Source organism: Burkholderia cenocepacia, from assembly GCF_900446215.1.
GTDB lineage: Bacteria > Pseudomonadota > Gammaproteobacteria > Burkholderiales > Burkholderiaceae > Burkholderia > Burkholderia cenocepacia.
In genome coordinates this window covers 1-21,117 of the sequence record NZ_UAQZ01000004.1, presented here as the reverse complement: position 1 = coordinate 21,117, position 21,117 = coordinate 1, and the positions used below count along the sequence as shown (strand labels likewise).

Annotated in this window: 23 protein-coding genes and 1 pseudogene; 10 read left to right on the top strand and 14 right to left on the bottom strand. The window is 62.5% G+C overall.

Annotation, left to right across the window (positions count from 1 at the left end):
- Nucleotides 1–31: 31 nt before the first annotated feature.
- The 3 genes from DTA15_RS12650 to DTA15_RS12640 all read right to left on the bottom strand — a co-directional run bounded on the left by DTA15_RS12650 (nt 32) and on the right by DTA15_RS12640 (nt 1,734).
- On the bottom strand, nt 32–787 hold the full coding sequence (locus DTA15_RS12650; protein ID WP_006486031.1) for a glucose 1-dehydrogenase: 756 nt from the start codon (nt 785–787) through the stop codon (nt 32–34).
- The gene (locus DTA15_RS12645) at nt 784–1,362 is read right to left on the bottom strand and encodes a VOC family protein (RefSeq protein WP_006486029.1); all 579 of its coding nucleotides are present in this window, start codon (nt 1,360–1,362) and stop codon (nt 784–786) included. Before DTA15_RS12645 ends, DTA15_RS12650 begins: the two co-directional genes overlap by 4 nt.
- A 177-nt stretch (nt 1,363–1,539) precedes the next feature.
- A complete protein-coding gene (locus DTA15_RS12640) occupies nt 1,540–1,734 on the bottom strand; it encodes a hypothetical protein (protein ID WP_006486038.1) in 195 nt (64 codons plus the stop codon).
- A 109-nt stretch (nt 1,735–1,843) separates the two neighbouring features.
- On the opposite strand from DTA15_RS12640, the gene DTA15_RS12635 reads away from it, so the two are divergent.
- On the top strand, nt 1,844–3,094 hold the full coding sequence (locus tag DTA15_RS12635; protein WP_006486032.1) for an MFS transporter: 1,251 nt from the start codon (nt 1,844–1,846) through the stop codon (nt 3,092–3,094).
- A gap of 177 nt (nt 3,095–3,271) precedes the next feature.
- Complete coding sequence (locus DTA15_RS12630; protein ID WP_006492743.1) at nt 3,272–3,883, top strand: cysteine hydrolase family protein; 612 nt, start codon at nt 3,272–3,274, stop codon at nt 3,881–3,883.
- Between the two features lie 18 nt (nt 3,884–3,901).
- Here DTA15_RS12630 and DTA15_RS12625 read toward each other — a convergent pair whose 3' ends face one another.
- The 3 genes from DTA15_RS12625 to DTA15_RS12615 all read right to left on the bottom strand — a co-directional run bounded on the left by DTA15_RS12625 (nt 3,902) and on the right by DTA15_RS12615 (nt 7,475).
- Complete coding sequence (locus tag DTA15_RS12625; protein WP_006486024.1) at nt 3,902–5,527, bottom strand: amidohydrolase; 1,626 nt, start codon at nt 5,525–5,527, stop codon at nt 3,902–3,904.
- Between the two features lie 416 nt (nt 5,528–5,943).
- Nucleotides 5,944–6,840 (bottom strand): helix-turn-helix transcriptional regulator, encoded by an 897-nt coding sequence (locus tag DTA15_RS12620; protein WP_227743163.1) that lies wholly within the window; start codon nt 6,838–6,840, stop codon nt 5,944–5,946.
- Between the two features lie 155 nt (nt 6,841–6,995).
- On the bottom strand, nt 6,996–7,475 hold the full coding sequence (locus DTA15_RS12615; protein ID WP_006486035.1) for a nuclear transport factor 2 family protein: 480 nt from the start codon (nt 7,473–7,475) through the stop codon (nt 6,996–6,998).
- A 325-nt stretch (nt 7,476–7,800) separates the two neighbouring features.
- Here DTA15_RS12615 and DTA15_RS12610 point away from each other — a divergent pair, with 325 nt between their 5' ends.
- Entirely contained in the window at nt 7,801–8,187 is a 387-nt protein-coding gene (locus tag DTA15_RS12610) for a winged helix-turn-helix transcriptional regulator (RefSeq protein WP_006486039.1), read from the top strand.
- A gap of 250 nt (nt 8,188–8,437) precedes the next feature.
- Here DTA15_RS12610 and DTA15_RS12605 read toward each other — a convergent pair whose 3' ends face one another.
- The gene (locus DTA15_RS12605; protein WP_020979551.1) at nt 8,438–8,809 is read right to left on the bottom strand and encodes a YXWGXW repeat-containing protein; all 372 of its coding nucleotides are present in this window, start codon (nt 8,807–8,809) and stop codon (nt 8,438–8,440) included.
- A gap of 587 nt (nt 8,810–9,396) precedes the next feature.
- Between DTA15_RS12605 and DTA15_RS12600 the strand changes: the two genes are divergently transcribed.
- Nucleotides 9,397–10,476, top strand: a complete 1,080-nt coding sequence (locus DTA15_RS12600) for a porin (RefSeq protein ID WP_006486033.1) — start codon at nt 9,397–9,399, stop codon at nt 10,474–10,476.
- Between the two features lie 123 nt (nt 10,477–10,599).
- A protein-coding gene (locus DTA15_RS12595) for an IS3-like element ISBcen7 family transposase (protein ID WP_085964357.1) occupies nt 10,600–11,822 on the top strand; the annotation gives its coding sequence in 2 pieces (ribosomal slippage) (nt 10,600–10,965 and nt 10,968–11,822; 1,221 coding nt in all).
- Between the two features lie 146 nt (nt 11,823–11,968).
- Here DTA15_RS12595 and DTA15_RS12590 read toward each other — a convergent pair.
- Complete coding sequence (locus DTA15_RS12590; protein ID WP_006486027.1) at nt 11,969–12,367, bottom strand: GreA/GreB family elongation factor; 399 nt, start codon at nt 12,365–12,367, stop codon at nt 11,969–11,971.
- Between the two features lie 512 nt (nt 12,368–12,879).
- On the opposite strand from DTA15_RS12590, the gene DTA15_RS12585 reads away from it, so the two are divergent.
- Entirely contained in the window at nt 12,880–13,209 is a 330-nt protein-coding gene (locus DTA15_RS12585; RefSeq protein WP_006486030.1) for a DUF4148 domain-containing protein, read from the top strand.
- 158 nt (nt 13,210–13,367) lie between these two features.
- On the opposite strand, the gene DTA15_RS12580 is transcribed toward DTA15_RS12585, so the two are convergent.
- Complete coding sequence (locus tag DTA15_RS12580) at nt 13,368–13,829, bottom strand: CBS domain-containing protein (RefSeq protein ID WP_006486040.1); 462 nt, start codon at nt 13,827–13,829, stop codon at nt 13,368–13,370.
- 592 nt (nt 13,830–14,421) lie between these two features.
- Nucleotides 14,422–15,239 (bottom strand): IS5-like element IS402 family transposase gene (locus DTA15_RS12575; protein ID WP_085964347.1). Its coding sequence is split into 2 segments (ribosomal slippage): nt 14,422–14,891 and nt 14,891–15,239, totalling 819 coding nucleotides; the frame shifts between segments, so codons are not numbered across the junction.
- A gap of 222 nt (nt 15,240–15,461) precedes the next feature.
- Between DTA15_RS12575 and DTA15_RS12570 the strand changes: the two genes are divergently transcribed.
- Nucleotides 15,462–16,274: a tyrosine-type recombinase/integrase gene (locus DTA15_RS12570; protein WP_127837579.1), complete on the top strand. Its 813-nt coding sequence runs from the start codon at nt 15,462–15,464 to the stop codon at nt 16,272–16,274.
- Between the two features lie 234 nt (nt 16,275–16,508).
- On the opposite strand, the gene DTA15_RS39025 is transcribed toward DTA15_RS12570, so the two are convergent.
- Nucleotides 16,509–16,817, bottom strand: coding sequence for a hypothetical protein (locus tag DTA15_RS39025; RefSeq protein ID WP_034195663.1), 309 nt, complete (start codon nt 16,815–16,817; stop codon nt 16,509–16,511).
- A gap of 596 nt (nt 16,818–17,413) precedes the next feature.
- Between DTA15_RS39025 and DTA15_RS12560 the strand changes: the two genes are divergently transcribed.
- The 3 genes from DTA15_RS12560 to DTA15_RS12550 all read left to right on the top strand — a co-directional run bounded on the left by DTA15_RS12560 (nt 17,414) and on the right by DTA15_RS12550 (nt 19,456).
- Complete coding sequence (locus tag DTA15_RS12560) at nt 17,414–18,208, top strand: hypothetical protein (protein ID WP_227743162.1); 795 nt, start codon at nt 17,414–17,416, stop codon at nt 18,206–18,208.
- A 477-nt stretch (nt 18,209–18,685) separates the two neighbouring features.
- Nucleotides 18,686–19,033, top strand: coding sequence for a hypothetical protein (locus DTA15_RS39020; RefSeq protein WP_227743161.1), 348 nt, complete (start codon nt 18,686–18,688; stop codon nt 19,031–19,033).
- A gap of 6 nt (nt 19,034–19,039) precedes the next feature.
- Nucleotides 19,040–19,456, top strand: coding sequence for a DUF4279 domain-containing protein (locus tag DTA15_RS12550; protein ID WP_012493440.1), 417 nt, complete (start codon nt 19,040–19,042; stop codon nt 19,454–19,456).
- An 84-nt stretch (nt 19,457–19,540) separates the two neighbouring features.
- Here DTA15_RS12550 and DTA15_RS12545 read toward each other — a convergent pair whose 3' ends face one another.
- From DTA15_RS12545 to DTA15_RS12535, 3 genes and pseudogenes are all read right to left on the bottom strand, one after another.
- Nucleotides 19,541–19,756 (bottom strand): hypothetical protein, encoded by a 216-nt coding sequence (locus DTA15_RS12545; protein WP_034178565.1) that lies wholly within the window; start codon nt 19,754–19,756, stop codon nt 19,541–19,543.
- Nucleotides 19,757–19,769: 13 nt separating this feature from the next.
- On the bottom strand, nt 19,770–20,375 hold the full coding sequence (locus tag DTA15_RS12540) for a lysozyme (protein WP_006482782.1): 606 nt from the start codon (nt 20,373–20,375) through the stop codon (nt 19,770–19,772).
- A pseudogene (locus tag DTA15_RS12535) lies at nt 20,351–21,117 on the bottom strand (hypothetical protein); the annotation flags it as partial. The pseudogene DTA15_RS12535 and the gene DTA15_RS12540, both read right to left, overlap by 25 nt.

The window sequence follows — 21,117 nt, the reverse complement described above, 5'->3', positions numbered from 1 at the left end:
GTTGACGTTTGTGGCGAAGCGCCGCGTTGTGTCAGTGGAACGTGCTGCCCGCGAGCAGCCCGCCGTCGACGATGAATTCCGAGCCCGTGCAATACGTGGATTCGTCGGACGCGAGGAACAGCACGAGGCTGGCCACTTCGTCGGGCTTGCCGATGCGCGCGATCGGCAGGCCGCTGTAGATCGACGACGGATCGAAATCCGCGAACTCGGGCGGGCGCGCCATCACCGTATCGATGCCGCCCGGATGCACCGAGTTCACGCGAATGCCGTAGCGGCCGAATTCGAGCGCGGCGGCCTTCGTCATCCCGCGCACCGCGAACTTGCTCGACACGTAAGCGCTGCCGCCCGCGACGCCTTCCATCCCGGCCGTCGACGACACGTTGACGATCGACCCGCCGCCCGCATCCTTCAGCGCGGCCAGTGCCGACTTCATCCCGAGCCAGCAGCCGACCTGGTTCACGTCGATCACCTTGCGGTAGTCATCGAGCGAGCACGCTTCGATCGGCACGAGCTTCAGGATCGCCGCGTTGTTCACGAGAATGTCCAGCCGGCCGAACTGCGCGAGCGTGGCCTGAACGGCGGCGTGCCAGTCGGCTTCGTTCGTCACGTCGAGATGCTGGAAGCGTGCGGCATCGCCGAGTTCGGCCGCGACGCGCCGGCCGGCGTCGTCCAGCACGTCGGCGATCATCACGCGTGCGCCTTCGGCGACGAACCGGCGCGCTTCCGCTTCGCCCTGGCCGCGGGCGCCGCCCGTGATCAGCGCCACCTTGCCTTCGAGTCGTTTCATCGTGCTTGCTCCTGTGAGTGAAAGGGGGCGTGCGCGGCTCGCGTGGACGCGGCCGCCGCGTTCACGCTGCGGACCGGATCGCCACCGCGCCACGCGCGGGCTTCGGCGATGCCGTGCGCGATCAGGTCGCGCATGCCGGCGCCTTCGATCACTTCGATGCGCACGCCGGGATCGTCGGCGTCGTCGAGATACGCGACGCGTGTGGCCGCGTTGTGCGCATCGAACACGACGCGCAGGCCGCGGGCGGCGAGCCGTGCGACCGCCGCATCGAGATCGTCGACGACCCACGCGACGTGATGCAGGCCGACGAGCGGCTGCCCGTGCGCGTCGCGATACGGCGACGGCGTGTCGTTCGTCACGTGTATCAGTTCGATCTGTAGATCGCCGCGATACGCGAGCCCGACGTCCATCGTGACCGTCACCGGTTCGCCGAGATGGCAGCCGTCGAGCCGCACGTTGCGGAACACGGTCCACGGGCCGACCTCGTGGCGGGCGCGCCAGCGCGCGATGCTGCGGCCGAGGTCGGCGACTACGTAGCCGATCTGGTCGATGGGGCCGAGGGCGGGGTCGTGCATGTCGTCTCCGTGGCGGACGCACCGGTGCGTGCCGTGCGATGCATGACGGCCATGATCGCAACAAAGCGCGTGTTTCGTGCCATCCAAACGGACGAGTAGGCGCACGCAGCGTCGTGCGATGCGGCGCCCCGACGCAACGCGTGCGCGAGCTGAAAGGCGGGCAATGCGCTCGACGCGTTACCGCGCGTTCGGCCCGTTGACCGTCAGCCGGCACACGGTCGCGAGCGCGAGCAGGTTCGGGTCGCGCTCGCGACGATGCAGGAAGCACAGGCCGATCGTCTGGCGGATCGTCGGTCCGGCGATCTCGGCGTCCCGGTCGGGCAGCGCCATCAGCGACGCCAGATAGGGCCACGATCCATCGGCGCGGGCCACAGGCGGGGTATCGGGCGAGCCGATGATGAGCATCGCGGCCGGCCATCTACCGCGGCGGCCGCCGCGTCATTACGCTTGGGCGATCGTCCACTCTGTCAGGAAGGTCGCCATGTCCCGGCTCGACTACACACTGCTCGGCCCCTGCCTGCTCGCCATCGCGCTCGACGCGATGGGGTTCGGGCTCGTCTATCCGATGATGTCCGCGATCTTCAGCGATCCGCACGCGGGCATCCTGCCGGCCGACGCCGGCGCGCATGCGCGCAATTTCTATCTCGGCCTCGGCTACGGGATCTACCCGCTGTGCATGTTCTTCGGTTCGTCGCTGATGGGCGAGCTGTCCGATCGCTACGGCCGCCGCCGGATCCTGCTGCTGTGCGTGCTCGGCCTCGCGGCCGGCTACGCGATGATGGCGGCCGGCGCGTGGCGGGCCAGCATCGCGCTGCTGCTGGCCGGCCGTGGGCTCACGGGCCTGATGGCCGGCTGCCAGGGCATCGCGCAGGCGGCCATCACCGATCTCAGCACACCCGACACGAAGGCGTACAACATGAGCATCATGTCGCTCGCGTTCAGCGCGGGCGTGATCGTCGGCCCGGTGCTCGGCGGCGTCACGTCCGACCGGACGATCTCGCCGCTGTTCGACTACGGCACGCCGTTCGTGCTGGTCGCCGCGCTGTCGCTGATCTGCGCGGGCTGGACCTGGGCGTCGTATCGCGATTCCGCCGCGCCGCGCGGCGATACGCGCATCGATCCATTGCTGCCGCTGCGGATCATCTGGGAGGCCGCGCGACAGCGCAACGTCGCGTTCCTGTCGGTGGTGTTCTTCCTGATGCAGGTCGGCTACGGACTCTACCTGCAGACCATCATGCTGCTGTTGCAGGCGAAATTCGGCTATACGAGCGCGCGGCTCGGGCTGTTCAGCGGCGTGATCGGCATCTGTTTCGTGTTCGGGCTGCTGTGTGTCGTGCGGTTGATGTTGCGCGTGTGGCGTGTGATCGATATCGCGAAGACGGGCCTGCTCGTGGCCGGCCTTGGCCAGATCCTGTCCGCGCTGTTTCCGCACGAACCGGTGCTGTGGGCGCTCGCGATGGTCGTCGGCTGCTTCGACATGGTTGCGTACACGACGATGTATACGGCGTTTTCCGATGCCGTCAGCGACGATCGGCAGGGCTGGGCGCTCGGCGTCGCGGGCTCGGTGATGGCGGTCGCGTGGGTCGTGACGGGCGCGCTGACGAACCTGCTGCCCGTATTCGGCGAAATCGGACTGCTGCTGATCGGCGGCGCGGGTTTCCTGCTCAGCTTCGCGATGATGGTCGCGTACGGCCGCACGCGGCCGGGCGCGCGAACGGCCGCGCTGTCGTAAGTTGCTCACACGTACGTTGGCCCGATCCTGTCGGAGGTTGTCCCGCGCGCCGCTGTCGCATCGCGCCGCGCGGCCCGACACTGGCGCGTCGCGGCCGGAGAGGTTCCGGGCCGCGTGCGGCGGCGCCGGCCGGGCCGGCGCGCCGTTTCGTCAACGTACCCACCGAGAGAGCATGTCATGCAACATCCGACCATCCGTACCCTGGCCGGCGCGAGCGCGCCGACGTCGATCGCCGCCGCCCGCACCGCGCTGCTGGTGATCGATTTCCAGAACGAATACTTCAGCGGCCGCCTGCCGATTCCGGACGGGCCGCGCGCGCTGGGCAACACGCAGCGCGTGATCGCGTTCGCCGATCGCGCGGGCATTCCGGTGTTCCACGTCCAGCACGTCGATACGGCCGACAGCCCGATCTTCGCCGACGGTAGCGACGGCTTCCGTTTTCATGCGGACCTGCAGCCGGCGCCGCATCACGCCGTCGTGAAGAAAACGTCGGTGAGCGTCTTCCCGACGACGGATCTCGATGCGCGGCTGAAGGCGGCCGGCATCGACACGCTGATCGTCACCGGCCTGATGACGCATGCGTGCGTGGCCGGCGCGGCACGCGATGCAGTGCCGCTGGGCTATGCGGTGATCGTCGTCGACGATGCCTGTGCGACGCGCGACCTCGACGTCGCGGACGGCGGCACGGTGCCGCACCGCGAGCTCCATCGTGCGACGCTGGCCGCGCTGTCGGACACGTTCGGCGACGTGCTGACGACCGAGCAGGTGCTGGCGCTCGGCGTCGCGTGACGGCGGCCGGTTCGCGCGTCACTCGGCCCAGCCCGGCGCGGCGTACACGACTTCGCCGCGGAAGCACGTTTCGATCACGCGGGCCTGCGCGAACGTCTCGACCGGGTGCGCGAACGGATTGCGGTCGAGGATCGCGAAGCTCGCGTCCTTGCCCGCTTCGAGCGAGCCCGTGCAGTCGTCGAAGCGCAGCGCATACGCGGTGTTGACCGTGTAGGCCTCGAGCATCGTGAGCAGGTCGAGCCGTTCGTGCGGATTCCACGGCGGGCTGTCCGGCTGGTCGATCAGCCGGTGCGTGACGCCCGTCTGGATGATCTGCATCGGGTCCATCGTGCTGACTGACCAGTCCGAACCGGCCGCGAGCATCGCCCCCGCGTTGCGCAGGCTGCGGAACGGATAGTTGCGCGCAGTGCGCTCGGCGCCGAGCAGGTCGCGGTAGAGCTGTTGCTGCTCCTCGCGGGCGGCGGTCCACAGCGTCTGCACGCTCGCGATCGCGCCGAGCCGGTTGAAGCGGCTCATGTCGGCCGGATCGACGAGTTGCAGGTGCGCGAGCTGCGCGCGCCGGTCGCGCATCCCGTTGCGGCGCTGGACGGTTTCGAGCGCGTCGAGCGTCATGCGCACCGCGCGGTCGGCGAGCGTGTGGAAGTGCAGGTCGAAGCCGGCCGTATCGGCGAGCAGGCAGATTTCGTTCAGTGCGTCCTGGCTCCACAGCGCGAGGCCGCAGTCGTCGGTGCCGGCGTACGGCTCGAGCAGCGCGGCGGTTTTCGAATCGGGCACGCCGTCGACGAAGATCTTCACCGTATGCAGGCGCAGGTTGTCGCGCTCGTACTCACGGCGCCACGCGACGAAGCGTTCGACCTGCTCGCGCGGATCGCGGCGCGGGTTCGCATAGAGGCCCGCGCTCATGTAGGCCTTCAGCGTGCCGGCGCGCTGCGCGTCGGCGTAAGCCTTGAGTTCCGCCTCCTCGACGCGTGCGTCGAACCAGCCGGTGATGCCGTAGCCGTGCGCCATCGCATGGGCTTTCGCGAGCGACTTCGGGTAGCCGGCCGGGCTCAGTTGCGGAATGATCGGGCAGACGCGGTAGAACGCCGCTTCATGCACGACGCCGGTCGGCGCGCCCGACGCATCGCGCTCGATCACGCCGCCGGACGGATCGGGCGTATCGGTGCGGATGCCGGCCGCTTCGAGTCCTTTCGTGTTGAGGCAGCCGCTGTGCACGTCGAAGCCGACCACGAGCAGCGGCCGGTCGGGCACGACCCGGTCGAGCCGTTCGCGGGTCGGATACGCGCCGAACGCGGCGAGGTTCGCGCCGCCGAGATAGACCCACGGCTCGTTCGGCGTCGCATCGGCGCATGCGCGGATGCGTTGCACGATCGTGTCCGGATCGTTGATGCCGGACAGGTCGAAGTCGCCGAGGATCTGATGACCTTCGAGCGGGTGGACGTGACCGTCGATGAAGCCGGGCAGCATCAGCCGGCCGGCGAGGTCGACCGTGCGCGTTGCGGGGCCGGCCAGCGGGCGGATGTCGTCGTCGCGGCCGACCGCGACGATCTTGCCGTCCTTCGTCGCAAGGGCCTGCGCGAAGCGGCGCTGCGCGTCGCCCGTGTAAAGCAGGCCGTTCAGATAGACGGTATCGGCGTGTTGCATGTGTCTCCTCCGGATGGGGGCGTGTCGACGGGCGCACGCGTCCGACGGGCGGGCCGTGTGGCTCGTCCGGTCGCATGAACCCGGTCGGGTTGGAATGGGATGCGGAGCGTTATGTCCCGGCGCCGCGCGGCAGAGGTGGGGCTGCGCGGGGATGAAGGCCGACCACGGCTACCGGAGCGTCATGCCGGGTTCGTCGACGAGCGCGTATCGGTACAGCGGCGGTCGACGTGCACGCGGCCGCGCGGGCCGGCGTCCCTCCGGTATTCGGCATTGCGTGTCTCCGTGGCATCCGACGCGTTCCTGTCGTCGGTGGAGACAGATACTAGGAGCGGGAGCGGCGGCTGTCTGTCATCGTTTTGAGGACAACGCGCGACAAAGGAGGACGGACGGTGGAAGTCACGACGCAGTGGTGGCGGCTAGTTGCCGCGGTCTTCCGGCGTTGCTTCTTCCTCGACGCACCACGCGAAGAGCCCGGCCCGGTTCGCGACGCCGAGTTTCGCGAGCGCACGGCCGAGATAGGTGCGTACGCTGCTCGGCTTGAGCGCGAGCGTGTCGGCGATCCGCGGAACAGGCTGGCCCTGCAGCACCGCGCGGCACACGAGCCGTTCGCGCTGCGACAGCGTCGCGCCGCTGCGCGCCAGGCGCTGTTCGAAGCGCTGCAGCAGCGCGCCGTCGTCCGAGCGCGGTGTCAGGCGGGCGAGCCGCGCATGCTGGATCAGCAGCGGCAGCACGAAATCGCCGAGCTGACGCAGCAGTGCCAGTTCGGCCAGCGTATAGGACGGCTGGCCGCGCCGGCGGAACAGCGAGAACGCATAGACGTAGTCGCGTTCGCTGCCGAGCAGCGTGCAGTCTTCGCCGAGCTCGCCGAGCGCGAACTGGCGGCCGTACTCGGTCGCCGTGTCGATTTCCTCGTTGCACGAGAACACGAGCTGCGAATCGGTCGCGCGCTCGATGTGCGGAAGCAGCGTGTCGGAGCGCCAGTCGCCCTGTGTATACAGATCGAGCGCGTGGCGCGTGCCGTCCGGATCGTCGCCGCCGGCGAAGAACAGCACGTCGACGCTGTCGACCGAGTGCGACGGCGCGTCGCGACGGTAACGCGTCGCGACGCTGTAATGGGACTGCGGGTCGACGGTTTCGCGCAGCCACGCCCAGAGCCGGGCGGGAAACTGCGGACTGCCGAGGCTGGCGACCAGGTCGCCGGCGTTGCTCAGGGAAATATGGGCGGGGCTCATCGTTGACACCGTCTTCGCGAACGGCCGCGCGTGCAGGCCGTGCGTCGCGTGCGGCGGCACGGTGGCCGGCATTGCGATCATGCGAGACGGAGGCCGGCGCGGCGGCGAAGCACGATTGTAGGGGAGTTCGCCGCCGCGGGGCATCCGCGCTTGCCCGGCGGCCGGCCGACGCTCCGGTGAGCGCGATGCGGTGCCGGTCGCGGCGTGCCGCGCGCCGGCCTCGTGCATCAGGACAATCAGAACATCGTGTTCCGGTTCGCGGACGTTTCGGGTACCGGCTGGATCACGTCCCAGTGTTCGACGATCTTGCCGTCCTTCACGCGGAAGATGTCGACCACCGCTTCGCCGCGATCGCCCGGCCGCTCGGTCGCATGCACGTGCAGGTAGACGAGATCGCCGTCGGCCGCGCTGCGGACGATGCGCGCGCGCGAAGCCGGGTTCTTCTGGAACGCGCCGACGAAGTACGACACGAACGGCTGCTTGCCGTCCGGCACGTGCGGGTTGTGCTGTTTGTAGTCGTCCGCGACGACGGCGGCGGCTTCGACTGCTTCGTGCCGGTTGAAGAAGCGGTCGTAGAACGTCAGCACCAACTGGCGGTTGGCTTCCTCCGCGGCCAGGTCGCGCGTGGCCGGGCCGGCAGCCAGCGCGGCCGCCGATGATGCGGCCAGCAGAACGAATGTGGCAACGGCGCGAGCGGGGGAGCGGAACGATGACATGTAGCGTTTTCCTTGTCTGACGGTTCGTGGAGGGATGCGCGAGCGAGACGGCGGCTTTGCGCGGCGCGCGACGATCGGCGGTCGGTGCGGGCGGGGCGCGACGTGCACGCCGTATCGGCATCAACGGCGCGCCGACGAGACCACGTTGCCGCTGCCGGTATTGCGACGCCGCGGGGCATCGTCATGCTTCGTTGAACTGGCGAATCCGGGCGGCTGTCGGCCGATCGAATGGTACAGTTGCCGCGAACCCGTCACAAGAAGTCATCGCGGTGTGAACAGGTCACGCCGCGGTGACCGCGCATCGCCCTTGAAAGAGAATGCCGTCATGCCGCTTCCGTCCGCCGACGAATCCGTCGAACTCGATCAGCCATGCCCGATCCGCGATGTGCTCGACCGCATCGGCGACCAGTGGAGCCTGCTCGTACTCGAGGCGCTGGCGGGCGGAACGATGCGCTTCAACGAACTCGGCCGTACGATCGGCGATGTGTCGAACCAGATGCTGTCGCGCACGCTGAAGCGGCTCGAACACGACGGTTTCGTCAGCCGCACGCTGTTCGCCGAAGTGCCGCCGCGTGTCGAATATGCGTTGACTGACCTCGGGCGTTCGTTCCTGACGCCGATGCAGGCGATGATCCGGTGGGCCGACGAACATCATCGCGCGATCTGCGCGGCGCGCCGTCGGGCGCGCGAGCAGGAAGGCGGCGGGCGTTGAGTGCGCTGCGTGCATCGGTTCGTTGACTGGCGGTGCGCGGCAGGCGAGCTCGACGGGTTGAAGCGTGTGCGGATGCATTCGCATCGCCATCGCGTGACTTCGTTATCCGAAGGATGGCGTCGGAATGGATAGCCCGACGATAGGTTGATTTGGCACCCTTGCCGTGGCGACTGATTCCGTGGCGCGAGCGGCGGCGGTTCTCGCGCGCCGTCCGGCCCGGGCGCTTCATCGGCCGGTATCGAGCCGCTGCTTACCGCCACGAACCGTCGACGTAGACCCAGACCGGCCCTTGGCGGCGCCAGTAGCCGGGCACCCAGCGGCGCCCGGGGCGCCGTGCGACCCAGCGACCGGACACCCATATATAGCGACCGCGCTGCCAGCGCCAGTAGCCGTCCGTCCATATATAGCCGTGCGGCCGCGGCGGCGGCGGGCGACGATCGTGGCGTGCCGCCGGCGGTGCGAAGCTCGGCCGATCCGCATAGGGCGGCCCGCCCGGTACGCGGTTCGGACCGGAGGGGCGATACACGGGCGGGGCGGGCTGGGCCGAGGCGGCGCGCAGCCAGCCGGTGCCGACGAAGGCGGCAGTCAATCCGATGGCGCGCAGCAACGAGCGTCGATTCATGGCGGTTCCTGTTCGGTATTCGAGGCCGCCTTACATTAGCCTGCCGGCCCACGCGCCGGGTTACGCGGGCGGTTAAGGCTGTTACCGCGTGTCACGGCGGGGGCGAGCCGCCTGTTTTGCTTTCCGATGGCTGACGGATCTCGCCGTGGCGCAGGCGCCGCTCCCTGTTTAGGGGGCGACGCGGACGTTTTAGATGCGGGATGGCCAATATTTGAGATTGAATCGGGTAAAAATTACCGTTTTCGGGGTGCCGAACCGAATCCGCTTGTTGTTTCTATGCAACCGTCAAGACGATGACATGAAAGAATGATGCGATGAAAGCCTCCAAAAAGCCGTCGTCAAGAAGTCAAAAATAGACGTTAAAACAAATACTTATGACGCGGCCCCACTTTCATTATTTCTAGTTCTGGAAAAGCTTATTTCTTTATTTGCGGATCGCTCCCCTAGGGTACACCCCTAAACTCACGGTTCCCAAACGGGCAACTATCCGGGCGCCGCCAGCAGTACCGATGGCGCTCCCGGGCGGTTGCAGACCGTTTATGAACAAGGTCGCGAGACCTGCCTCTTTTTAGAAGGGAGCTCCACGAATGAACAAGACTCTGATCGTTGCAGCAGCTGCAGCATCGTTCGCTACCGTCGCTCACGCGCAAAGCAGCGTCACGCTGTACGGCGTGCTGGACGCAGGCATCACCTACCAAAGCAACGTCGCCAGCAAGTCGCTGTGGTCGATGGGCTCGGGTATCGACCAGAGCCGTTTCGGCCTGCGTGGTTCGGAAGACCTCGGTGGCGGCCTGAAGGCAATCTTCACGTTGGAAAGCGGCTTCAACATCGGTAACGGCCGTCTGGGCAACAACGGTGGCATGTTCAACCGTCAAGCATTCGTCGGCCTGTCGAGCCAGTACGGCACGGTCACGCTGGGTAAGCAATACGACGCAACGCAAGACTACCTGGCGCCGCTGACGGCAACGGGTTCGTGGGGCGGCACGTACTTCGCTCACCCGCTGAACAACGACCGCCTGAGCACGAACGGTGATGTCGCGCTGAACAACTCGATCAAGTACACGAGCGCTAACTACGCTGGCCTGCAATTCGGCGGCACGTACTCGTTCTCGAACAACCAGAACTTCGGCAACAACCGTGCATACAGCGGCGGCCTGTCGTACCAGTTCCAAGGCCTGAAGCTGGGTGCAGCATACTCGCAAGCAAACCTGGGTGACGGTACCAACGCCAACGGCGCGACGAACATCGCTGCACAAGGCCGTGTCCGTACGTACGGTGCTGCTGCTGGCTACGCATTCGGCCCGGCACAAGTCGGCGCTGCATGGACGCAATCGCGTATCGACAACCGCGCTGCAGGCGTTCCGTCGCTGCGCGCTGACAACTACGAAGTCAACGCAAAGTACAACCTGACGCCGGCTCTCGGCCTGGGTGCTGCTTACACGTACACGAACGCGAAGGTTGATGGTTCGAGCGCACACTGGAACCAGTTCGGTCTGCAAGCTGACTACGCACTGTCGAAGCGCACGGACGTCTACGCACAAGCTGTGTACCAACGTGCTTCGAAGAACGCTGGCGGCGCGTCGATCTACAACGGCGACCTGTCGACGGCTCCGAGCTCGTCGATCAACCAAACCGCAGCAACGGTTGGTCTGCGTCACCGCTTCTAAGCGTGACGGGCGGGGTAACCCGCTTCGCAGCATCAAAAAAGGCGCCTTCGGGCGCCTTTTTTTCGTCTGTTGACCCATCCTGAAATAGGTTGACACTTTTTCGCCGAGACGAAGAGGTGGCAAGTGGAGCAAGGGATCAAGCGGACGCAGCGAGATTACAGCCTGGCTTTTAAGCTGTCAGTGGTGGCGCAGGTCGAAAAAGGCGAACTGACGTACAAAGAGGCGCAGCGGCGCTACGGCATCCAGGGTCGCTCGACGGTGCTGGTATGGTTACGCAGGCACGGCTTGCAGGATTGGGCCGATCCATCCGGCCGTGCGCAATCGGGTTCCACCATGCCAAAGCCAGACTCAAAGCCGCTCACACCCGAGCAGCGCATCAAGGAGTTGGAGACGCAGTTGCGAGAGGCGCAGGAGAAAGCGGCGCTATTCGAGGCGGTGCTCGACGTGATGCGCAAGGACTACGGGATCACCGTAAAAAAGCCTTCGGGCAGGTCGTCGCGCAAAAGCGGATCGAAAAGCTGAGCGTCGAGCGAGCCTGCCGCTACATGGGCATCAGCCGCCAAGCGTATTACAAGCGATGTCGCAGCGAGCAGTGCCGTTGCTCGCAAGCTGAGACCGTGGCGACGCTGGTGCGGGACGTCCGGCTTCGCCAGCCGAGGCTCGGAACACGAAAGCTGCATCATTTGCTCGGGCCTGCATTGGTGGAGCGTGGGATCAAGCTGGGACGGGATCGGCTGTTCGACGTGCTGCGCGCCGCGCGCCTGCTGGTCGTGCCGCACCGGGCGTACCACAAGACGACTCAAAGCCATCATCGCTTCCGGCGTCATCCGAATCTGCTGAAACCCGGGCCGGATCAAATCGTGCCGACCGGCCCCGAACAGGTATGGGTGGCCGACATCACGTACCTGCCGACGGCTGGCCCGTTTGTGTATTTGAGCCTCGTCACGGATGCGTTCTCGCGCAAGATCGTCGGCCATCACGTTCACGAGAGCCTGCAAACCGAGCAGGTCAGTCAGGCGCTGAAGAAGGCGTTGCGCAGGCGCCAGACCCGCCAGCCCTTGATCCATCACTCCGATCGCGGGGTCCAGTACTGCGCGACCTACTACCAGGACATCCATCGGCGTCACGGCTTGCGATGTTCGATGACGGACGGCTACGACTGCTATCAGAACGCGCTGGCCGAGCGGGTCAACGGCATTCTCAAGGGCGAGTTCCTGCTGCAACGTCCCGCTGACCTCGAGCAGGCCGCCAAGATGGTCGAACAGTCCATCCGCATCTATAACCACGAGCGACCGCATGCTGCGCTGAAATACAAAACGCCCGATGCGGTGCATCGGGCGTTCTAGCGTCTGGATACTGTCAACCTATTCCAGGACTTGACATGTTGAACACGATGGCGGCAATCCGGATCGTCCGAATGCAAAAAAGCGAGGCCGGTGCCTCGCTTTTTCCGTTTTGCGCCCGTATCGCGCGGCGCTGGTCGACCGGCGGCTCAGCGCGTGTATTCGCCGTTGGCTTCCGGCTGGAACACGATCGCGGCGACCTTCATCAGCTTTTCGGCGCCGCTCGGCTGCATCACCTTGACCATCTGGCCGCGTTGCGTGCCCAGCAGCGCCATGCCGACGGGCGAGAAGACGTTCAGGCGGCCGAGTTCGAGGTTGGCGGCGTCCGGATAAACGATCGTCCAGGTGGCCTGTTCCTGGGTCGCTTCGTCGAGCAGCGTGATCTGCGAGTTCATCGTGACGACGTTTGCCTTGATGGCGTCGGGCTGAACGATATCGGCGCGTTCGAGCAGCGTGTCGAGCATCGTCTGGAAGCGCGGATTGTGCTCGGCGTGCTTTTCGAGGCGAGCGACGTCGAGTTCGGTCAGCTGGTAAAGGCGTTGTTTCATGGCAGTTCTCCAAATGATCGGCAGGGGCAGGCGTGGCGTGCCTATGAGGATCGCCCGGAGCCTGTCTAACCTGGCTCCGGGTGGAGACCGAGCGGTCAGATCAGGCGCCGGGCAGGGGCGAGCGGCGCCTGGGCCGTGCGTCGAGCGAGGGGGTGTGCCGGCTGGCCGGCACGCGCGCGCACGCCGGCCGGGCCGGACGGCGAAACCGAAAGGGGCGTGAGCGCGTACATGGTGGATGGAATATCGACTGGCGGATAGAACCTTACGATTCTACAACACAACCTTCCGGACAGGTGATCCGGCTGTTGGCCTTTCGTCAGCGATTGTTGTGTAGATGAAGCAAGTTGCAACGACCCTGTCTGGAAACAGTGTGCGATTTTTTCCAAAAATGCAACGCTGTATATTCAAACTAAGGGTTTCCCCTTGGAATGGCGCGCACTACACTGAATTCAATCGCTTCAGACAGTCCTGCCGAGGCGACGTCAAAAGAGAACATATTCCGGAGGTAAATCATGAAGTCGATCATCTACGCAGCTATCGCCGCATCCGTCCTTGCCGCTCCGATTGCATCGTTCGCGCAGTCCGAGCAGGGGTTGACCCGCGCTCAGGTCAAGGCCGAACTCGTGCAACTCGAGCAGAACGGCTACAAGCCGCTGGCGAGCGATTCGCAATATCCGAGCAACATTCAGGCCGCCGAGCAGCGTATCCAGCCGAACCAGCCGATGCTCGCGCAAGCCGACACGAGCGGTTACGGTGCCGTGGCCACGGGGGCCGCGCAAGCCGGCCGTCGCGTGACGCGGGAAGCGCCGAATCCGGTGAACTCGGTCTACTTCGGTAACTGATTGAACGTCCCCGGTCCTGCCCGAGCGCACCGCTGAATTGACGAGACGCGCGCCCGTTGCGCGCGTCGTTCGCCCGCAGGAGCAGAACCTCCGTCGCCGCATGCCGGCGGCTTTCCGCCCAGACGCTGACGCGTTTGGGCCTTTTTTGCTGGGCCGGATCAGGCGGACGTGACGGTGGGCGTGCCGTGGATATAGTGTTCGAGCTGGCTGATCGTGAACTGCTGATCGGCGATCACGCTCTTCACGAGGTCGCCGATCGAGATGAGACCGACCAGCTTGCCGCCGTCGAGCACGGGCAGGTGGCGCATCCGGTGCTCGGTCATCAGCGCCATGCACTCGTCGGTGGATTGTGACGGTTCGACGTAGCGCACCTTTGCCGTCATGATTTCCTCGACGCGGGTGGCTTTCGACGAGCGGTCCTGCAGGACGACCTTGCGCGCGTAGTCGCGCTCGGTGACGATGCCCGCGATGTCGTCGCCGTCGACGACCAGCAGCGCGCCAATGCCCTTTTCGGCCATCAGCTTGATGGCGTCGTAGACGAAGTCGCTCTTCGTGACGGTGTAGATGGTGCGGCCCGAATCCGGCTTGGCCTTGAGAATTTGCGCGACAGTCGTGCTCATTCGCTTTCTCCGTGTGCAGGTCGATGCAGGGCAGGCGGGGCGTGATGCGCGTCACCCGGTGAGCCCAGTATAGCCGGGCGGGCGGCGGCAGTCGCGTGACGTTTCCAGATTAGCGGTAAACTCCCGTCACGCACCATCCACACAACTCCTACATTCCTGAACGTTTCGATTGAATTCATGATGTCTTCGCGTCCCCAATCGCCCACGCCGGGCAAATCGAAAGTCTCATAGGAACATTCCTATCCCGGTTTTGCTCTTTTTAAGACCTTGATTTATAAGGTAAATTTACAGACCTCCGCCTCTGGCGGGGTTTTCGCGGAAGTGGTCTAAAAAAGTGGAAGTTACGCGGAAGTTACGCGGTGCGGTAAGATGATGACTATTGCTCATCATCGGGGGAACCGTGGCAGCGTCAAAACCAAGCATCCAGTCACGTACTGCTCGCGTCAAGCTTGCGCATCAGAATGAGCCGTATTGGCATAGCATTCGACGCGGATTACACCTTGGCTATAGAACGTCCACGTTAGGCCCCGGAACATGGGTCGGACGGCTGTATCTCGATAAGCGATATCACCACACAACCTTAGAGACGGTTTCATAAAGACTGGTCGGCCCGCCGAAGGGTATTCCAGCAGATCAGGCAGCAACCGAGTTTGAGGAACGCGCCGTGAATGTCTGCACGGCGCTCGAAACGAATGCGGAGACGACGGAAGTGATGCAGCCAGGCATGCGTGCGTTCAACGACCCAGCGATATTTTCCAAGGCCGCTGCCATGTTCGGTGCGGCGCTTGGCGATAACCGGCTCGATACCGCGATCGCGCAACGCGCGTCGATGCCGCTCAGAGTCGTAACCGCGATCGGCGTAGACCACGCGCGGTCTCTGCAGTGGGTGGCCGCGCAACCCACGAATTGGCGGAATCGCATCGATCAGCGGCAGCAGCTGCGTGACATCGTGAACGTTCGCGCCGGTCAGGATCGCCGCGAGCGGCGTGCCATTGGCGTCGGTGACGATGTGGTGCTTAGAACCTGGTCGCGCGCGATCGGTGGGGTTTGGCCCAGTTTTTGGCCCGCCCCAACGGCGCGAATCGATGAGGAATCGACTGCGGCTCGCGAGAAATCGATTTGGTCTGCTGCTCGCAGCTTCGCAAGCAGCAATTCGTGCAGGCGATCCCATACGCCCGCAGCCTGCCAATCGCGTAGCCGTCGCCAGCAAGTCACGCCCGAGCCGCAGCCCATCTCGGCGGGCAGGTCGCGCCAGCGCAGTCCGGTCTTGAGAACGAACAGGATGCCGGTCAGCGCGGCGCGATTCGAAACAGGCAGGCGGCCTGGGTTTTTCTCGCGCCGCGGCTTGGGTGGCGGCAATAACGGCTCGATCAATGTCCACAGTTCGTCGTCAATGATCGGCTTGGCCATCTCCTCGGTCTCAGTTGTTCCGATGCCTGAGGTTAACAGCTCGCCGCGCAAGTTAACAGCCCCACCGGGCCTTTTTGAAACCGTCTCTTAGATGGACACCCCGAATTTGAGGAAGCCCTTAAGCTGATCGGGAAATGGGCTGACAACGTTATCAGTGGCGAGCAGGAACGCAAAAGCGATCCCACTAAGCCCATAACGGTGGAGGATGCCTGTCGGGCTTACGTGATCGAGCGAAGGGCAAGTAAGGGCGATAAAACGGCCTATGACGCTTCCAATCGATTTGAACGCCTTGTCTTTGGGAAGCCGTTCGGACGTATCAAGCTGACCTCGCTTAGGGAGTCAGACGTAACGACGTGGCGTAATGCTCAATTGAGCGGGGCGGAGGACAAGCGCAAGGCTAAGGACTCCATCAATCGAAACCTGAAATCTCTTAAAGCGGCACTCAACGCGACCAAGATAAGCCATGTGCGTAACGAGCTGAAAGACGTTAAGTATTTCGCAAAAGTGGCGCAGCGGAGACAGGGATGGTTGAACGCGGATCAGCGCAATACGCTACTCGCATCTATGTCTGACGACCTGAAACAGTTTGCCACCGCGCTGTTCTTGCTCGGTTGTCGTCCCGGCGAACTGGCTAAGGCCAATGTATCTAACTACGACGCGAATAGTGGGGAACTATTACTATCTGGTAAGACGGGGCCGCGCTTTATTCGAGTGTCAGATAAGGCGCGCGAGTTGTTCGATGCGCTTGTAAACGATAGAGCGCCTAACGCGCCTCTGTTTCTCACCAATTCGCATAAGCGATGGACAGTTGACACTTGGCATAGTCGCTTTGTTACGGCGCGCGATAAAGCGAAAATGCCGACAGCTACGCTGTACTTCGCGCGTCACTCGTTCATATCTGAAGCTTTGACACAAGGAATCCCGATTCTTGATGTGGCCCGATATACGGGAACATCGGTAAAGATCATTGAACAGAACTACGGGCATCTGACTAAAGAGGGGGCGGACAGAATCAACAGAGTTGCGATTCTCTGAGTGGTGACGTTCGGGTTCCTGTCCGGATAGTTGGGCTTCGAATGCGCGAAGAATAACACTCCCCTGTTGTCGCAAGAAGAACTATTAAGTCTGTAAAATACCCTTGCTGCAAACTTGACCGGAACAAGCATCAAGATTATCCGGAAGAACTGCCACGGATACACAGCAGATATTGAAGCGCGATTGAGTAACGTTGCGCTTCCGTAAAAAAGGCCCGCTCAAGGGCGGGCCTCGTTATTTGGTTGCGGAAAACGCGCACGACTCGTCGTCCATGAACGGCAGTTGCGGGAAGTCTTCCGCCTCTTGGATAAGGTTATCAACAGAGGTATTCTGTTCCTTCTCAATAACCGTAACTTCCGCACTGAACGATGCATGACGTGCGCCGCGTTTGCCTTGCCACGAAGTGCGACTATTTAGCTCGTAGACGTTCGATTTACCCGACTTCGAAATCCGGATGAACTTGGCGTCTTTGAGCGTATCAATGGCATTACGCACCGTCCGCTCCGCAATATCCATGCATTGCGCTATCGCAGCGTGACTCATGAGCACTGCGTTAGAGCCGCGATTGGTGCGCGACATAAGAAAGAACAGAACCGCAATCGCGCTTGGTTGTTGAATCGCGAGTTTCGAGATTTCTACGCATGTGCGTTTATCTACTTGCGTCCATCCCTGAACATTTCCCCGAGCGTCCGAATTTGGATTAGGAAGGGCTACATTTTGTACCATCAACGTACCAAGTTTGTGTCGTTAAGATGCCGCTATCTTAGCGATGAATTTGTGCGGGATACAGAAACAAATCTGCATCTATGGCCTTGACATTTCATCGGGTGTGAATTTTTAAGACTAAAAAGTGTCGTCAGAATGCCGGATATCCGGCAATCCGGTGCCGGTATCTGAATGTGCCTCAAAGCCTTGCCCGTATTAGCGTTGCAGCCGATTTGTCGGAGTTTTTGGCCTATTCTTATGTTGGTCCTCTCTTTCGATATCGCTGTTTAACCGCAGTAACCCCTTGCGGGGGCAGTGTGCCCTTCGGGCAGATTGATTCTCGAATAACTCGGTTTTACAGACCTTTTTGTGCTGTACAACTTCATTCCGGTATGGTGGAATTTCGACCTATCAAAACCAAACGGGGAAATGTGATGAGAGGGATTCTGGTTGCGGTATTGGCGTTTGCTTTCGGTGCCGCAAATGCTGCGCCGTCGGATAACGAGATTGCTTACGGCATGTTCCAAGATATGCGCTTCCCGCCGGGAACGGACGAGAGCATGTGCGACGTGTATTCGAAAGCGGCAAGTCAAATCACGGAAATGCGAAACGACCGTATCACGCTCGCCGTCGCGCTTGAGGACGTAGGCCGGATTGACGTGGTAGAGCAACGTGTCGTGTTGTCGCTGATGACGCGGGCCGCATACTCGAATCAGGGACGCAAGGCATGGAAAGACCCGCGTTCAGCCGAATGGTCGGTTATGCGTAAATGCACCAACTGGCTTTACAAGACCGGCACGAAGCGGCAGGGGGACACTCCACGCAAATCCATTGCCCCGTCGCAGACAGTGAGCGTTCCAGATACGGGCGGTCCTGACTTGTCCGCGATCAAGGGCGGGGTCAATCCGCGCAACAATCCTGCGCTCATGACGGATACGCTCGATGCCAGTATGCGCGCCAACATGCAGGGGGCCGCGCAGCGCGGAATGGACATTACTAACGTCTGTGTTGGGTATGCGCGCGATTATGGAATGACAGCGCTTAATGCTCAGATAGCGAACTATCGGAAACAAGGCGGGGCAGGCGGAGCGGCAGAAGCGAGCCAAACTCCGCAATTTCAAGCGTATGCGGACGAAGTATCGAATGCCGCATACGATTATTGCGCGCGAGTAGGGGTAAAGCTCGGCGGGCAGGTATCAAACGATGTTGTATATGCCCGAAAGTGGTAATAACCTTCACATGCCGGATTAAGTGCGATACAGTGGTTGGGATTCGTATGGAGAATTGGGGTTATGGCCGTAACTATCGATTTAGGTTCCGGGAAGCGCGCAACGCTGTCTAGCGACAGTGGTTCAATTCGAACTGCGGAACAGCGCGCGAATGTCTCAGAATTAATGCTCCACTGGCCGAGGTATCCGGGACTTACGAGCGGCGCAATCGGATATCTGCGTGAGTTGGGGCTTGCCGGGTCGCTATCGGGCGATCCTGTCGCCGCGCTCAGGGCTGCGATAGAGGACGGCCGGGTATCAGTGTCGATCGACACTCCTGTAGTGGGTGGTGGCGCTGGCGGGGGCGGCGGTGGGCCGTCAACTCCACCATTCCCCAAGGCGAGCAGGTTCGCCAGTGTGCCGGGGGTAGCAGCGCTTCCTGCGGACAAGCCGCTACCATCTTGGGCCGTACCAAGCGACGTGTCAGCGGGTGAACTTATGAGTTACCTTCAAAGCGTCGTTGCCGGTACTGGCGGCGCACTGGCTGGCGGTGCGCCTCAACTGGCAAACTCGTTTGGGTCGGGGTCGCCGCTAGGTGATGCGAGTGTGTTTGACTACGCCGATAGCCCTTTGAGTGGTGACATTCAAGAGCTGGCCGCGAGCACGACCAACCCGAACTTTGCGGCAAAAATGCTTGGGTATCAACGTAAAATCTTCGGCAACATGATTCACCAAATGAAGGACGCGAATGACTTGGGAGGGGCCGATAACGTTCTCTGGCACGACAACGGAGACGTTGAATTCCAAGGCGTCGTGATCGACAACATGCACAACTACGGAGACTGACGGGCCATGAAAAAACAGCAGCTTGCACATGCGTCATTCTCTATTTCCGGTGATCGCGTCATTCCCGAATTTTGGACCGACTATTTCCGAGTCGTGCCCGATACGGCGGTGATCAAAGGGGACCGGGTAAACGATCCGACAGGACAGGCGCGGGTGATCACGCGTCGTACGGGTGTGTGGGCGGTTCGCAGTGAGAGCGCTGTCGAGAGCGATCAACTGGAACCCCATCTGCGCTACCTCATCAAGCATCTGTCTCTGCCGCGCCCGGACCTACGCGAGCTTATCGAGAGCGCGGGCGCTCGGGTCCGTATCCGCTGCTATTGGGACAACGAGAGCGGGGAGCGTGTGCCGGACGTGCCGGACGATATCCGCGCGCTCATGGAATCGATTGGAGGCGTTGTCGAAATCGATGAATATCGATAGAGCGGACCAACACGCCACTGACAACCTCTGACGTGTTCACCAAACGAAAAGCCCCCGAACCTTCACAGGCCGGGGGCTTTCGTTTTACTGCGTCACTTCGGGTTGTGCCGGTGCTGTGTCCACGGCGGTAGCCGCGTCTACAGCGGCCGTAGCGGCTTCTGTCGCGCTGTCCGACACCGAAGCATCGGGAGCCGTTGCAACGTCGGCCGGGGCGTCTGCCTCTGAATCGTCGCGGAGCAAGTCCTCAACGAACTCGACAACCTCAGAGACAACTTCTTTAACTTCCTGAATGATATCCATAATCGAAAATCCTTTAATTAACTAAAATGACACCGCGTAGCGCGGCTTCTTGATCTACCGTCGTCTGACCTGTGCACACGCGGTTCTCAGCTTCACGGCGCAACCGCAATCCCTTCACTTCCTGCAACGAACCGCCCGGACCCACGCGCGCGTACTTGTACTCAAGAATCTTCGCACATGCCTTGTTCACGTCGCCACGCAAGAGAAGGGGGCGCAACGATCCGGCATTCAACGCGCCAATTCCGAGGTTGTGCACGAAGTCGATCAAGATGACTTCCTGCCCCTGCGTAAGCGGCACGTCGTAGCCAATCGAGGCTCGTAGCTGCGCCTCGTCCTTGTTCAAATCCTTGATGAGAATCCGGCCGCATTCCTCGTTGGTGTAGGTCTGCTTGGTGATATTCTCGGTGCCGATCCTGTCGGTATGTCCCGCGCACACGGTAGAAACGCCGCCCTGATCCTTGTAGACCGTGTTGCGCCAGCCTTCCCACCCCGTGACAAAGGGCGCTGCCGCAACCACTGCTGCGCTCGCCGCACCTACCAACCATTTTCTTGATAACTGAAATGCCATATCGTGTCGCTTGTAGTCTAAAAAAATCAGGACACCCGAATGATCTTCCACAAAGCAACATACGGGTTGAGGACACCCACCGGAGTTCCGTTTCCAGTGTTGCCGACAGTGACGTTGGCGTTAGCGCCCCACGTATCGATTTCCGTGTGGAAGTTTTGGATGCTGATGTTCGCGCCCGATCCGTTAATAGATACGTTCGCGTATTGCGGCTGAATCCAGATACCCGTACCTGCCCCGTCTGTGATGCCGTCGAACTGTCCGTCCCATGAAGTGTTTCGGCCTCCACCCGTCAACGCGTTTGAACCGGCCGAATCTGTGTTTTGGGCGATTACGTGGTATGCGTGCTGGTGCCCCGGATCGTTTACGCCGTGACCGTGCGGAGACTGAGAAACGCCGTGCGCGTGTCCGCCGTCGTTGACGCCGTGCGCGTGATCCCACGCCAAGTGATGGGTGTGGGGCGTTTGTGATGCAGGGTGGCTGTGCGCGGGCAGGTTCTCCACGGCGAGCGCAACCGTCGTTGCGCCGCCAACAGCCCCTTTCTGATAGCTCAGACCTGCGCCAATCGTCATCCGGTCGCGCAAATCCGGCGTGCCGTTAGATCCGTCTGCGACCTGCCAGCCCGGACCGTACTTCGTCACGATATCCGCTTGATTGCCCCAGAAGTCCAGAACCGTCCCAATCGGAAATGATTGGTTGTTCGAAACGTCAGTGACAAACCGTTGACCGTCGAACAGGAAGCGGTACGTGCCGCCCGATTTGATGCCAGTTGCTTGGATCGCATTACCGTCCGATG

Coding starts and splice junctions, on each gene's coding strand:
- DTA15_RS12650 (WP_006486031.1), bottom strand. CDS start 787: ATGAAACGACTCGAAGGCAAGGTGGCGCTGATCACGGGCGGCGCCCGC.
- DTA15_RS12645 (WP_006486029.1), bottom strand. CDS start 1,362: ATGCACGACCCCGCCCTCGGCCCCATCGACCAGATCGGCTACGTAGTC.
- DTA15_RS12635 (WP_006486032.1), top strand. CDS start 1,844: ATGTCCCGGCTCGACTACACACTGCTCGGCCCCTGCCTGCTCGCCATC.
- DTA15_RS12630 (WP_006492743.1), top strand. CDS start 3,272: ATGCAACATCCGACCATCCGTACCCTGGCCGGCGCGAGCGCGCCGACG.
- DTA15_RS12625 (WP_006486024.1), bottom strand. CDS start 5,527: ATGCAACACGCCGATACCGTCTATCTGAACGGCCTGCTTTACACGGGC.
- DTA15_RS12620 (WP_227743163.1), bottom strand. CDS start 6,840: ATGATCGCAATGCCGGCCACCGTGCCGCCGCACGCGACGCACGGCCTG.
- DTA15_RS12615 (WP_006486035.1), bottom strand. CDS start 7,475: ATGTCATCGTTCCGCTCCCCCGCTCGCGCCGTTGCCACATTCGTTCTG.
- DTA15_RS12610 (WP_006486039.1), top strand. CDS start 7,801: ATGCCGCTTCCGTCCGCCGACGAATCCGTCGAACTCGATCAGCCATGC.
- DTA15_RS12605 (WP_020979551.1), bottom strand. CDS start 8,809: ATGAATCGACGCTCGTTGCTGCGCGCCATCGGATTGACTGCCGCCTTC.
- DTA15_RS12600 (WP_006486033.1), top strand. CDS start 9,397: ATGAACAAGACTCTGATCGTTGCAGCAGCTGCAGCATCGTTCGCTACC.
- DTA15_RS12590 (WP_006486027.1), bottom strand. CDS start 12,367: ATGAAACAACGCCTTTACCAGCTGACCGAACTCGACGTCGCTCGCCTC.
- DTA15_RS12585 (WP_006486030.1), top strand. CDS start 12,880: ATGAAGTCGATCATCTACGCAGCTATCGCCGCATCCGTCCTTGCCGCT.
- DTA15_RS12580 (WP_006486040.1), bottom strand. CDS start 13,829: ATGAGCACGACTGTCGCGCAAATTCTCAAGGCCAAGCCGGATTCGGGC.
- DTA15_RS39025 (WP_034195663.1), bottom strand. CDS start 16,817: ATGAGTCACGCTGCGATAGCGCAATGCATGGATATTGCGGAGCGGACG.
- DTA15_RS12560 (WP_227743162.1), top strand. CDS start 17,414: ATGAGAGGGATTCTGGTTGCGGTATTGGCGTTTGCTTTCGGTGCCGCA.
- DTA15_RS39020 (WP_227743161.1), top strand. CDS start 18,686: ATGAGTTACCTTCAAAGCGTCGTTGCCGGTACTGGCGGCGCACTGGCT.
- DTA15_RS12550 (WP_012493440.1), top strand. CDS start 19,040: ATGAAAAAACAGCAGCTTGCACATGCGTCATTCTCTATTTCCGGTGAT.
- DTA15_RS12545 (WP_034178565.1), bottom strand. CDS start 19,756: ATGGATATCATTCAGGAAGTTAAAGAAGTTGTCTCTGAGGTTGTCGAG.